Annotated in this window: 12 protein-coding genes; 5 read left to right on the top strand and 7 right to left on the bottom strand. The window is 67.3% G+C overall.

Translation table 11 applies throughout. The annotated features are described in order from the left end of the window. Positions 1-2: 2 nt before the first annotated feature. The 4 genes from ACLIVD_RS11130 to ACLIVD_RS11145 all read right to left on the bottom strand — a co-directional run bounded on the left by ACLIVD_RS11130 (position 3) and on the right by ACLIVD_RS11145 (position 5,483). A complete protein-coding gene (locus ACLIVD_RS11130) occupies positions 3-1,214 on the bottom strand; it encodes an AI-2E family transporter (RefSeq protein ID WP_009479123.1) in 1,212 nt (403 codons plus the stop codon). A gap of 77 nt (positions 1,215-1,291) precedes the next feature. Next, positions 1,292-1,483, bottom strand: coding sequence for a YbdD/YjiX family protein (locus ACLIVD_RS11135; RefSeq protein WP_005239019.1), 192 nt, complete (start codon positions 1,481-1,483; stop codon positions 1,292-1,294). Then, a complete protein-coding gene (locus ACLIVD_RS11140; RefSeq protein WP_283331345.1) occupies positions 1,476-3,779 on the bottom strand; it encodes a carbon starvation CstA family protein in 2,304 nt (767 codons plus the stop codon). Before ACLIVD_RS11140 ends, ACLIVD_RS11135 begins: the two co-directional genes overlap by 8 nt. A gap of 126 nt (positions 3,780-3,905) precedes the next feature. Next, positions 3,906-5,483 carry an FMN-binding glutamate synthase family protein gene (locus ACLIVD_RS11145; RefSeq protein ID WP_491932475.1) on the bottom strand — a complete coding sequence of 526 codons (1,578 nt, stop codon included), beginning with the start codon at positions 5,481-5,483 and terminating at the stop codon, positions 3,906-3,908. 120 nt (positions 5,484-5,603) lie between these two features. Between ACLIVD_RS11145 and ACLIVD_RS11150 the strand changes: the two genes are divergently transcribed. Together ACLIVD_RS11150 and ychF are read left to right on the top strand one after the other, a co-directional pair. After that, positions 5,604-6,014: a CD225/dispanin family protein gene (locus ACLIVD_RS11150; protein ID WP_283331343.1), complete on the top strand. Its 411-nt coding sequence runs from the start codon at positions 5,604-5,606 to the stop codon at positions 6,012-6,014. Positions 6,015-6,061: 47 nt separating this feature from the next. After that, on the top strand, positions 6,062-7,141 hold the full coding sequence (ychF, locus tag ACLIVD_RS11155) for a redox-regulated ATPase YchF (RefSeq protein ID WP_105421424.1): 1,080 nt from the start codon (positions 6,062-6,064) through the stop codon (positions 7,139-7,141). On the opposite strand, the gene ACLIVD_RS11160 is transcribed toward ychF, so the two are convergent. Continuing rightward, complete coding sequence (locus ACLIVD_RS11160; protein ID WP_283331342.1) at positions 7,138-7,884, bottom strand: tyrosine-type recombinase/integrase; 747 nt, start codon at positions 7,882-7,884, stop codon at positions 7,138-7,140. The two genes, ychF and ACLIVD_RS11160, sit on opposite strands and share 4 nt — an antisense overlap. A 5-nt stretch (positions 7,885-7,889) precedes the next feature. Between ACLIVD_RS11160 and ACLIVD_RS11165 the strand changes: the two genes are divergently transcribed. Both ACLIVD_RS11165 and ACLIVD_RS11170 read left to right on the top strand, forming a co-directional pair. Next, positions 7,890-8,525 (top strand): aggregation-promoting factor C-terminal-like domain-containing protein, encoded by a 636-nt coding sequence (locus ACLIVD_RS11165; protein ID WP_283352433.1) that lies wholly within the window; start codon positions 7,890-7,892, stop codon positions 8,523-8,525. A gap of 113 nt (positions 8,526-8,638) precedes the next feature. Then, positions 8,639-9,214: a hypothetical protein gene (locus tag ACLIVD_RS11170; RefSeq protein WP_491932478.1), complete on the top strand. Its 576-nt coding sequence runs from the start codon at positions 8,639-8,641 to the stop codon at positions 9,212-9,214. 541 nt (positions 9,215-9,755) lie between these two features. Here the strand turns inward: ACLIVD_RS11170 and ACLIVD_RS11175 are convergent. Next, a complete protein-coding gene (locus ACLIVD_RS11175; protein WP_283331339.1) occupies positions 9,756-11,156 on the bottom strand; it encodes an MFS transporter in 1,401 nt (466 codons plus the stop codon). A gap of 55 nt (positions 11,157-11,211) precedes the next feature. Here ACLIVD_RS11175 and ACLIVD_RS11180 point away from each other — a divergent pair, with 55 nt between their 5' ends. Beyond that, positions 11,212-11,748 carry a winged helix-turn-helix transcriptional regulator gene (locus ACLIVD_RS11180; RefSeq protein ID WP_283331338.1) on the top strand — a complete coding sequence of 179 codons (537 nt, stop codon included), beginning with the start codon at positions 11,212-11,214 and terminating at the stop codon, positions 11,746-11,748. A 12-nt stretch (positions 11,749-11,760) separates the two neighbouring features. Here ACLIVD_RS11180 and ACLIVD_RS11185 read toward each other — a convergent pair whose 3' ends face one another. Next, the gene (locus ACLIVD_RS11185; protein ID WP_491932479.1) at positions 11,761-12,630 is read right to left on the bottom strand and encodes a cutinase family protein; all 870 of its coding nucleotides are present in this window, start codon (positions 12,628-12,630) and stop codon (positions 11,761-11,763) included. Positions 12,631-12,692 lie beyond the last annotated feature (62 nt).

Consider the following 12,692-nt stretch of genomic DNA (forward strand, 5'->3'; position numbering starts at 1 on the left):
GGTCAGTCCGCCTTGGGCGCGACGGCGGCCTCGTCGACGGTGACGCCCTCCCGTTCGGCGTCGTCGAGGTCGTCGTTCGCGGCGACGGCGTCGGCGATGTTGCTTTCGGCGCTGTGCTCGTCGATCTGCTCACCGATGTAGCGCACCACCACGGCGGCGACGGCGGCGGTGGGCACCGCGAGGAAGGCGCCGACGATCCCGAACACGGAGCCACCGGCGGTCACGGCGAGCAGAACCACGACGGCGTGAAGTTTCATGCTCTTGCTCTGGAGTACGGGCTGCAGCACGTTGCCCTCGATCTGCTGCACCACGAGGATGATGATCAGCACGATCACGGCGGTGGTGAGACCGTTGGCCACCAACGCGACGAGCACGGCGAGAGCACCGGCGACGAACGCACCGACGATCGGGACGAAGCCACCGATGAACGTCAGGATCGCGAGGACCGGTGCAAGCGGCACACCGAGAATGAGCAGTCCGGCGCCGATGAAGACGGCGTCGATGAGGCTGACCAGTGCCTGCGTCCGGATGAACCCTCCGAGCGTGTCCCACATGCGGCCCAGCACCACTTCGAGGTGACGGCCCGCGCGGCCGCCGCCGACGGAGTGCAGCCACGGGATGAACCGCGGGCCGTCCTTGATGAAGAAGAACGACAGCACCAGCACGAGGCCGAGCGTGAGCAGCAGGGAGCTGGCGGTGCTGACCCCGGTGAACACACCGGACGCGATGACCGTCCCACTTTCCTGCACCTTCACGACGATCGTGTGGATGCCCTGGTCGATCTGATCGTCCTGCAGGTTGATCGGCGGACCCTTCAACCAGTCCTGCACCTGGTTGATGCCCTGGGTGGCCTTGTTGGCCAGCTCGGGTGCCTGGTTGACGACGGACGGCACGATGCCCGCGATGATTCCGGCGACGACGGCGATGAACACGACGAGCGACGTCGCGGCGGCCGCCGCCGGGGGGATACGCCGTCTCGTCATCGCCCGCGTCGGCGGCCACAGCACCGTGCACACCACGACGGCCAGCAGCACGGGGAGGACGATCACCCACAGCTTTTCGATGATCCACCCGAACAACAACGCGCCCAGCGAGATGGCCACGAGGACCAGCGACCACTTGGCCACCCACATCGCACCCACCCCGATGAGATGCCCGCGGTCCGGTTTCGTGATTGCGGTCCCGGACGGCGCCGGGGCTTCCTTCTCCGTCACAGATGGTCCTCCCTGCCGTGTCTGCTCAGCCGATCAGTACTGACAGTACTGGGGGACGCCGGGACGGCCCGGTGAGGTCAGCAGCAGCGGGCGCCCGGGTTCGCGTCGGCGTCCGCGTAGCGCGCCTTCCAGTACTCGCGCTCGGTCGGCACCTCGGCGTCCGGATGGTTCCGGCGAAGGTGTTCGACATACCTGCTGTAGTCGTGGTCGCCCATCAGCGACCCCGTCCACCACCAGGCGGTCCGGACGGCCCCCACAACCCTATTCATCATGGTGATGTGCCCTGTCCGTGTGAGTGTGTGCAGCACCGGGTGCGCGCACGACGCCCGACGCGATGAGTTCGTTCCATTCCTTGTCGAGTTCCTTCTCGGCGGCGGTGGGGACGAACCCGGCGGGAGCGAAGATTTTCGACGGCTGCTCGGGTGACTCGGTGGTCGGCAGTCCACCTGCCCGGAATGCCTTGATGCAGACGAGCGCTCCGGCCACCACGACGACGAGGACGAGTGCGGCGAACACGATCGACAGGGTGCCCTGGATGAAGGTGTTGCGGATGACGGCGTCGATGGCCTCGGGGGTCTTGGCGGAACCGAAGCTGGTCTTGCCGGCTTCCTTCGCTTCCTTGAACGCGGCGTGCTGGGACCAGTAGCCGACGGCGGTGTTGCCGGAGAAGATCTTCTGCCAGGACGCCGTCATGGTGACGATCAGGTCCCAGACGAGGGGAACGCCGGGAATCCATGCCCATTTGAAGAGACCCCTCTTCATGACGATGGCGAGGACCACCGTCAGGGCGATCGCGGCGAGCAGCTGGTTCGCGATGCCGAAGAGCGGAAACAGGGTGTTGATGCCGCCGAGCGGGTCGGTGACGCCCATGAGCAGGATGGCGCCCCACAGTCCGACGACGGCCAGCGAGCACACCCAGGCTCCGACGCGCCACGACGGATCCTTGAACTTGCGGGCGGGTCCACCGAAGTTGCCGAGCGAGTCCGACAGCATGAACCGGGCGACACGGGTGCCTGCGTCGACGGTTGTGAGGATGAACAGCGCCTCGAACATGATCGCGAAGTGATACCAGAACGACTTGAGGGCGGCGCCGCCGAGGAACTGGCTGAGCACTTCCGACATGCCGAACGCGAGCGTCGGGGCACCGCCGGTGCGGGAGATGATCGACTCCTCGCCCACGTTCTCCGCGGCCTGCGAGAGGGTGTCGGGGTTGATGTTCGGGCTGGACAGTCCGAGGCCGTTCACGTATGCGGCGGCCGTTTCGGGGGTCCCGCCGGTGAGGGTGGCCGGCGCGTTGAGCGCGAAGTACAGGTGCTGGTCGATGATGCACGCGGTGACGAGCGCCATGATCGCGACGAACGACTCGGTGAGCATGCCCCCGTATCCGATCAGCCGCATCTGCTTTTCCTTCGCCAGCAGCTTGGGCGTGGTGCCGGAGGAGATGAGGGCGTGGAAGCCGGACAGCGCGCCGCACGCGATCGTGATGAACAGGAACGGGAACAGGGAGCCCGCGAACGCGGGGCCGTTGCCCTGGATGGCGAACGTCGTGACGTCGGGCATCTTGATGGTGGGCTGCGCGACCAGGATGCCGATGGCCAGCAGGATGATCGTGCCGATCTTCATGAACGTCGACAGGTAGTCGCGCGGGGCCAGCAGCAGCCACACGGGCAGGACGGATGCGGCGAAACCGTAGGCGATCATCAGCCAGGCGATGGTCACCTTGGAGAGCGTGAACCAGTCGGCGCCCCAACCGGTGTCGGCGACCCAGCCGCCGGACACGATGGCGAGGAGCAACAGCACGACGCCGATCAGCGACACCTCCGCGACCTTGCCCGGGCGCAGGTACCGCAGGTAGACGCCCATGAACAGGGCGATCGGGATGGTCATGGCGATCGAGAAGACGCCCCACGGGCTTTCCGCGAGCGCGTTGACGACGACGAGGGCGAGCACTGCGATGAGGATGATCATGATGACGAAGACGCCGATCATGGCGGCCACACCGCCGACGAGGCCGAGTTCGTCGCGGGCCATCTGACCGAGGCTGCGTCCGCGGCGTTTCGTCGAGATCCACAGGACGAGGAAGTCCTGGACCGCTCCGGCGAAGACGACTCCGATGATGATCCACAGCGTGCCGGGCAGGTAGCCCATCTGCGCGGCGAGGACGGGACCGACGAGGGGACCTGCGCCGGCGATGGCGGCGAAGTGGTGCCCGAACAGCACCCGCCGGTCCGTCGGCATGTAGTCCTTGCCGTTCTCCAGGATCTCGGCGGGGGTGGCCCGGTCGTCACGGGGCTGGACGAGTTTGCGTTCGATCAGCCGCGCGTAGAAGCGGTAGGCGATGAGGTACGTGCAGACGGCGGCCACCACGAACCAGACGGCGTTGATGTTCTCGCCGCGGATGAACGCGATCATCACCCAGGCGATGCCACCGAAAAGGCCGAGGACGGCGAACGTGATCCGTGCCGCCGGTGAGATGGGGGTGCGGTCCACGACGCCGACCGCTGGCAGATCCGGATCCGTTTTCAGGTACTCGATCTCGGATTCGGGGGCGGCTCTCAGGGCCATCGCGAACTCCTTCCCAGCGCCCCCGTCGTCATTGTGTGCCAGGGGTGACGCCGTCGACAGATGCCACATCTTTTGTGGCCCCCGTCACCCTATTGTGCCGACGTTCGGTTCGACGAAAAAACGACGTCAGAAGCGAGACGAATCGGCGTCGATCCAGTCGGTGAGCCAATCCGACGGCGGATCCTCGAGCAGTTCGCCGGGCATCAGCCACTCGTACAGTTCCGCGTAGGTGCGCGTGGCGACGCCGTCGATCCGGCGGTTGAGCATCGACGGCGTCAGTTGGTCGAAGCTGTCGAGACCCATCGATGCCACCATCTGCTGGGCGCCGGCCACCGTCGACTTCTGGAACCGGAACACCCTGGCCGCCTTGTCGGGGACGTCGAGCGCGCGGGTCCGCGCCGGGTCCTGCGTCGTCACCCCGACGGGGCAGCGGTTGGTGTGGCACATCTGCGCCTGGATGCACCCGACGGCGAACATCATCGCGCGGGCGGCCAGGGTGAAGTCGGCGCCCTGGATGATCCGTTTGACGATGTCGGATGCGCTGGCGACCTTACCGGACGCGCCGATCTTGATGCGGTTCCGCAGTCCGGCGCCGGTCAGCGCGTTGTGCACGAGCATCAGCCCCTCGGTGAGGGGCATGCCCATGTTGTCCTCGAATTCCACTGGGCCTGCACCGGTTCCGCCCTCGGAGCCGTCGACGATGACGAAGTCCGGGGTGACGTCGCGTTCGAGCATCGCCTTGCAGATGCCGAGGAACTCGGTGCGCGATCCGACGCACAATTTGAACCCGACGGGTTTGCCGCCGGAGAGCTTTCGCAGGGTGACGATGAAGTCGATCAGCTCGTTCGGGGTGGAGAACGCGGTGTGCGAGGGCGGGGAGATCACCGTCTTCCCGACCGGCACGCCGCGCGTCTCGGCAATCTCCCGCGACACCTTCGCCCCGGGCAGCACACCGCCGAGCCCGGGTTTCGCGCCCTGCGACAGCTTGATCGAAATCGCCTTCACCTGCTCTGAGGCCGCATGTTCGGTGAACTTGCCGGGATCGAAGTGGCCGTCGTTCGTCCGGCAGCCGAAGTAGCCGGACGCGATCTCCCAGATCAGGTCGCCGCCGTGCTTGCGGTGGTACGGGCTGATCGCGCCCTCGCCGGTGTCGTGCGCGAACCCGCCGCGCGCGGCCCCGGCGTTGAGGGCTTCGATGGCGTTCGCGGAGAGCGAGCCGAAGCTCATCGCCGACACGTTGAGAAGCGCGATGTCGTAGGGCCGTTCGCAGTCGGGGCCGCCGATGCGGACGGTCGGCGGCTCGGGCGGTGCCATCCGGGCGCGCAGCGAATGGGCCATGAACTCGTAGCCGACGGCGTGCACGTCCCGCTCGGTGCCGAACGGCTCCTCGGCGAGGGTGCCCTTGGCGCGCTCGTAGACGAGGTCGCGGGTGTCGCGGTCGAAGGGCGTTCCATCCGTGGACGATTCGACGAAGTACTGCTGGATCTCGGGGCGGATCTTCTCGAGCAGGAACCGTGCGTGCCCCAGCACCGGGTAGTTCCGCAGAATGCTGTGCCGCCGTTGCAGCAGATCCCATGTCCCGAGGGCTGCGAGTGCGAGGAGGACGACCGCGGCGAACCACCACCCGGTGGCTACGCCGAGGGTCACGGCGAGCGCGCCCAGTCCGAGGATCCATATCGCGAGGACGATCAACCAGCGGGTCACTCGCTGAGACTAGAACCTCACGTGAGTGCCGACGCGTACTCCGGCGCACTTTCCCACTCACATGGGGAGGCAGGTGGGATAGTGGACGCACGAGGTCAGCTGCCACGACAGGGGGATGTCATGTCGGAGTCACCGAGCAATCCGGAATCGTCGAGCAATCCGGTGCCGCCGAAGCCCGGCGACACGGGTGCGTACGGCTACCAGTACCCCACGCAACAGCAGCCGACGCAGTCGCAGGCGTACCCGGGCCAGTACGGCCCACCGCCGCTGCCGCCCTCGAACGCCGGGTGGGCGGTGGCCGCCGTCCTCTTCTTCTGGCCGCTCGCATTCGCCGCGTTCAACCACGTCCACGACGTGTACCCGAAGTGGGCGATGGGCGACTACCAGGGCGCCCAGTACGCGTCCGACCGCGCCAAGGCGCTCGGCAAGATCGCCCTGTGGATCTGGGTGGCGCTGATCGTCGTCTTCGTCATCGGGTACGCCATCCTGATCATCGCCCTCGTCGCGAACAGCAATACCTCCAGCTGGTGAGGCCGATGGTCGTTGATCGGACGCCGACGCCGTAGAATCCAACGACCGTGAGCCTTACCCTCGGAATCGTCGGACTGCCCAACGTCGGCAAGTCCACCTTGTTCAACGCGCTGACCAACAACGACGTGCTGGCCGCGAACTACCCGTTCGCGACCATCGAACCCAACGTCGGCCTGGTCGAACTGCCCGATCCGCGGCTGTCCGAGCTCGCCCGGATCTTCGGTTCCGAGCGCATCCTGCCCGCCACGGTGTCGTTCGTCGACATCGCCGGCATCGTCAAGGGCGCCTCCGAGGGCGCCGGCCTCGGCAACAAGTTCCTCGCCAACATCCGCGAGGCCGACGCCATCTGCCAGGTGGTTCGCGTCTTCAACGACGACGACGTCGTGCACGTCGACGGCCGCGTCGACCCGGCATCCGACATCGAGGTGATCGAGACCGAGCTCGTCATCGCCGACATGCAGACGCTGGAGAAGGCCCTGCCGCGCCTGGAGAAGGAAGCGAAGAAGAACAAGGAACTCAAGCCCATCCACGAGGAGGCGCTGAAGGCGCAGGAAGTCCTCGACGAGGGCAAGACCCTGTTCAGCGCGAAGGACAAGCTGGACTTCGCGCTGCTGCGCGAGCTGAGCCTGCTCACCACCAAGCCGTTCCTCTACGTGTTCAACGCCGACGAGGCCGTGCTCACCGACGACGCGAAGGTCGCCGAACTGCGCGCCTCCGTCGCCCCCGCGGACGCCGTGTTCCTCGACGCCAAGGTCGAGCAGGAGCTGCTCGAGCTGGACGAAGAGGACCGGCAGGAGATGCTCGACTCCATCGGACAGTCCGAGCCCGGCCTGCACGCACTCGCCCGCACCGGCTTCCACACCCTCGGCCTGCAGACCTACCTCACCGCCGGTCCCAAGGAATCCCGCGCCTGGACCATCCACAAGGGCGACACCGCCCCGCAGGCCGCCGGCGTCATCCACACCGACTTCGAGCGCGGCTTCATCAAGGCCGAGATCGTCTCCTTCGACGACCTCGTCGCCGCCGGATCCATGGCCGCCGCCAAGGCCGCAGGCAAGGTCCGCATGGAGGGCAAGGACTACATCATGGCCGACGGCGACGTGGTGGAGTTCCGCTTCAACGTTTAGAACCCCTGGTCACCACCCTGTTTTGGGTCCTCGGTACGCAGTGGGTACGCAGCGGACTGCAGCGACGACCGGAAGAGTGCCTCGGCCGCGTTGCGAGTACGGTCGCTCGCGTCCGGCCACAGGTGGGCGTAGGTGTTCAGCGTGACGGTGGGGGAGCTGTGCCCCAGCGCCTTCTGCACCGTCACGACGTCGCAGCCCGCCGCGATGAGGCCGGACGCGTAGAAGTGCCGCAAGTGATGGAGATGCAGATCGTCGACTCCGACGGCTTTGCGCGTCTTGCGCCATCTGTAGCCGACCGAGTTCTGGTGCCAGGGGTGCTCGCCCTCGCCGGGGAACATCCAACCGGCAGGGTCGGTGCCAGCTCGCCAGTGGGCGATGTGGAGCGACAGCAACTCGAGTAGCCCGTTGGGTGCGGGGATCACGCGCTCGGAGCCGTACTTCGGTGCCCGGAGCTCGACGGCCCCGCCGTTGGCTCGCTGCACCTGACGCCGAACGTTGACCTCGCGACGCAGGAAGTCGACGTCGCCGACCTGTAGCGCCGCGGCTTCACCCAGTCGAAGGCCAGCGTAGGCGCAGAGCCCGACGAACGCGTCGAAGTCCACGTCGGCGGCCTGGACGAGCGCGCCGACCTGTTCTGCGGTGGGGATGATCATCGCGGAATCGGCGCGGCGCCGGCGGGGGAGCGCGATCTTCTCGGACGGGTCTTCGGCGAGGACCTTGTCTCGGCGCGCTGCGCGCAGCACCGAGCGTGGGACAGGAGTCGAGCTGGAACCCCCTCGCGCGCAACCCAAGCTCGGGAGCGTTCGGCCTCTTCCAGTTCCTCGGCTCGACGAAGGACGCCTACCTACCTGACGAGAACCCCAACCCAGGGATTCAGGGCGCGGCCGGCGCCCGCTACATCCGCGACCGGTACGGCCTCCCGACCGCAGCAAAGGCGTTCTGGGAGAACCACAACTGGTACGACAACGGCGGGATCTTCTCGAACAACTCGATCGGCATCAATCAGTCCGGCAAGCCAGAGGCCGTTCTCACGAACGACCAGTGGAACCTTTTCGCAGCGTTCAACAAAACGCTCGCCGAGGTCGGACCGAAGTTCATCGAGAAGGTCGGCGACATCGTGCCCTCGGCCGCGACGGACATCTTCGGCATGGAGGGCACCCTGCTCGATCCGGGGCACCGGTACTGGCAGGCCGCACGCGACGTCGCGAAGGGATTCGCGGACAAGCGCGCCGAGATGGACAAGGCCCAAGTCGAGCAGGGCGCACCGCAGAAGATCGACAACTCGATCAACATCGGTCAGGTCCAGACGATGAGCCTCGAGGAAATGCGTCGTCAGCTCCAACTCATGCAGGCGCAGCAAGTCGCGTCGTTCTCCAGGCGATAACGGCGACATCCCCAGCAGCACAGCCACACACAGGAGGTATGAAGGATGGCCTACACGAAGCGGACGTGGATGAAAAAGCCGCACGTCGTCACCGCGTCCGACGGGGGTGTCCTGTGAAGAACGTCGAGCGGATCGAAGGCACCGACTTCTACGGGCTGCACACGGGCAACCACGGGAAGATCGGCGACCCCCATCCCCAGTACGGCCAGAAGCTCCGCAAGGCGGGCGCGACGTCGACGGGCACCATGCCCGACAGCACGACGGCCGCGGACATCGCCGGTATGGGGTTTACGTTCACCGTGCCGGTCGACGGCACGACCTACGAGGTCGCGGCCGAGATGGACCTGGAGACCCCCGGCGGCGTCACGGTGTACGTCGCGACCCTCTACCTCGGCAGCGTCGCGCAGAGCCCGAACCTGGCAGTCCAAGTCGACCAGCGCCACGCGGATGCTGCCCCGGAAGACCTGGGTGCTGACCGGGCTCACGCCCGGCGTACACAGCTTGCTCCTGCGGCACCGCAAGCTCGCCACTGGCGGCAACACCTGGACGGTCTACAACAACAGTCAGCTCCTGGTCAAAGGGCCGTAGGCGGCAAAGGCCCTCGTCCGCACGATGGACGGGGGCGTGCTGTCGAGCATTCGTCGCCACACGGACGCCGACAGGTCGATAATCGAAACAGGTCGGGGTGACCGCGAGATAGGTGGTATTCCGATGATCGGATTCGGCCCGGACTGGAGTTACTGGTTCCCGTTCCTTGTGCCGCTCGTGCTGTGGTGGAACTCCTGGCACTGACCAGCCCTTCTCGGTGACAGCAACGAAGGAGGAACCATGCAACTGCAGATGTGGATCTGGCAGCAGCTCGGCGACCACGTTTGGTACATCCCGATCCCCGGCTTCCGGGAGTGGATGGGGATCGGGTAGGTGCCGAACGAAAGGGAGATCGAGATGGATGCCTTCACTCACCTGGTCGGGGATAGCTGGAGCATGTGGTCGCCGTTTCCACCGGTGGTCACTTCTTGGCTGGTCGACGTAGTGGATCAACTGTGGAGGATGGGGATCATCGCCGGGTGATCGGAGTGCAGTGGTGTGGCACCGCTCGGTACGCAGCGGGTACGCAGCACTCCCGAGGCCTGTCGGTGCTCGCCAACGCTATCAACGGTCGAATTCGCAGGTAGGTGCGATTTGCCAACAATCGCCAACTCCAGCAAACGCCCAGCGCTGAGTTCCGCTTCAACGTCTGACGGCGGTTCCTCGCACGAGCACGCCGACCACCCCTGCGCCGACGAGTGAGATCAGCCCCGTGGTGACGGCGGCGTAGTTCCAGCCCGACACCATGCCGTCGACGGTGCCTACCGGGTCGAGAGCGATGATGCTGACGACGGTGACGCCGATGGACGAGCCGAGGTAGCGGGCGGTGTTGTTGGCGCCGCTGCCGAGTCCGCCCTGATCGGCGGGCACGCTGGCGACTGCTTGGCGGCCGAGGCCGGCGTTGAGGAGCCCGCTGGCGACGCCGGCGAGTAGCAGTCCCGGGACGAGGCGCAGCAGGGACGAGTCGGGGGTGAGGCCCGTCATCGTGAGCATCGCGAGGCCGACACCGGCGAGTCCGAGGACGAGTTGCGGTGACCCGGCGAGCCGAGCCGGCAGTGTCCGCGCCAGCAGCGATGCCACGACGCTGGTGCCCGACCACAGCGCGATCACCCCGGCTGCGGCCAGCGTGCTGACGTGCATCGTCTTGACCAGGAACGTGCACGCGAACGACATCAGACCGATGATGCCCGCCCCGGTCGCGAGGGCCGCGAGGGTGGCGGCCAGGAAGTCGCGTCGGCGGAACAACGCGAGGTCGAGCATCGGGAACGGTCGTCGCCGCTCGACCGCGACGAAGGCGAGGGTGAACACGGCAGCGCCGACGCCGCAGAGCACGGTGGCGGCGAGGTTGCCCTGCCTGCCCTCGACGAGTGCGACGAGCACCAGGACCATCGCGGCGCACAGCGTGACCGCTCCCGGGACGTCGATCCGCTTCGGGACGGCGGAGCGTGACTCCGCGAGCGCACGCGTCGCGACCTGTCCGATCACGAGCGATGCGACGGCGAGTGCCCAGTACAGGCCGCGCCACCACCCGGCGAGGTCGAGGAGGCCGGCGAGGACCGGACCGACGGTGATGCCGGCGCCGACGCTCGCGCCCCAGATTCCACTCGCCGTCGCCCTTGCCGCCGGCGTGGTGAAGGCGTGTGCGACGGCGCCGAGGCTGGCCGCGATCAGTGCCGCGCCCGCCACTCCCTGGATCAGTCGTCCGACGATGAACAGGACGGGTTCCTGACTGACCGCGCCGACCACCGCGCCCAGGGCGAGAAGCCAGGCACCCCAGTGGAACACCCGGCGCCTGCCGTAGTCGTCGGCGAGTGCGCCCGCAGTCAGTAGGACCGCGGCGAGGCCGACGCTCATCGAACTGAGAATCCACGTCTGCGCTGCCGGCCCTGCCGACAGTGCCGCGGCAACGGTGGGCATGTTGCCGAGCGGGGCGCAGAACGCGACCAGGGCGACGAACGTCCCGAGCGACGCGACGGCCAGCGTGGTCCTCGGGCGGGGTGTGCGTGCGCGGATCGGTGGGGCAACCGCAGTTGGTCTGTTCACAAGACTGAACTTAGAACCAATTTGGTCTGGTGACAAGACTGAATTGCGATAGCATGTGGGCGTGGCACTGGGAACCGGGTACTCGCAGCAGAACTGCAACCTCGCTCGCGCCCTCGAAGTGGTGGGTGAGCGGTGGACGATGCTCGTGCTGCGCGACTGTTTCTACGGGGTCCGCCGCTTCAGTGATCTGCTCGCCCATCTCGACATCTCGCGCGCCGTCCTGACGGATCGGCTGACCGCTCTCGTCGAGGCCCGTGTCCTCGTCCGTGTCGCCGACGGCGGTCATCCCGAGTACGAGCTCACCGAGGCCGGAAAGGCGCTGTGGCCGAGCATCTATGCGCTGTCGCAATGGGGTGAGCAGTACGTGTCGCCCGGCAGTTACCCGGGCCGCGTGTTCTCGCACGCGGAGTGCGGAACGCAACTCGATCGTTTCGGGCGATGCCCCGACTGCGGCACGATCCCGGGCCCCGAGGACCTGGTGGTCGCGCCCGGGCCGGGGGAGGCCGTCCGTCCCCGCAGCGACGCCGTCGCCGTGGCCCTGCGTGCACCCCGCCGGATGCTCACTCCGCTGCGTCCGCGCAGCGACGCCTGATCGGCGCGACCCTTACGCCGCGACGGGCAGGGCCGGTTCGAACGTCGCCCGCACCTGCAGCCATTGGGCGAGGATCTGGCATCCGGTGAGCCCGCTCGCATCGAGGGGTTCGCTGGCGTACGCGACGTGCCGCCCGCCCCGCGCATTGACGACGCGCACACCGCGCCAGGCGAGGCGCGGCGGTAGGTAGCCGAGCACCTCGATCGCCGCGGTCCGCAGTCGACGCAGGTCGGTGCGCCACTGCCGAGGGCTGACGCGGGTCTTGGTCGCGTTCTGGAAGCTGTTGTTGCGGATCAGTTCCCACGTTTGGGCGAGCCACGTCCGCAGCGCGCGAAACGACATCCACCGGGTGAGGTCCGCGATGTCGCGGACGTAGCTGTCTTCGCTGGCATTGCAGATCATGTCGTCCGGGTGCGCGATCCACTGGACCGGAACGGAGTCGGGGATCGGGGCGCCGTCGCCCGCGACACCGCGCCCGCGGCAGCCCGGCACCACCCCCGCGGGTTGCTCGGGGTCGGAGACGAGACCCACCGCGGAGAGGTTGTCGGCGCGCAGGGCGCCGGTGGCGATCTGCCCGAGCACCTCACGGATCACGGTGCATCCCTGCGAGTAGCCGATCAGCATGACCGGTCCCGGAGCGTCCTCCATGGCGTCGATCAAGCGGCGGACGCCGACCTCGGTGCTCTGCCGGTAGCTGAGCCCACCCGCGGCGACCGGCCCGTACGACGCCGGATAGCCGACCCACCGCGACACGAACCGGTCGTCGAGGGCATCGGTGACGTCACGCAACAGTCCGGAGACGTGGCGTCGGTGGTCATCGGGGTGGGACTCTCCGGTGCCACCGACGGCGAGAACGGTCGCCTGGAACATGGCTCCCATCATGCCGACCGCGAGTAAGGATCCGTTCGGTCGACCCTGAGAAGTTCCTGGCAATCGGACGCCGT

The sequence above is a fragment of the Rhodococcus sp. G6(2025) genome (assembly GCF_058628105.1).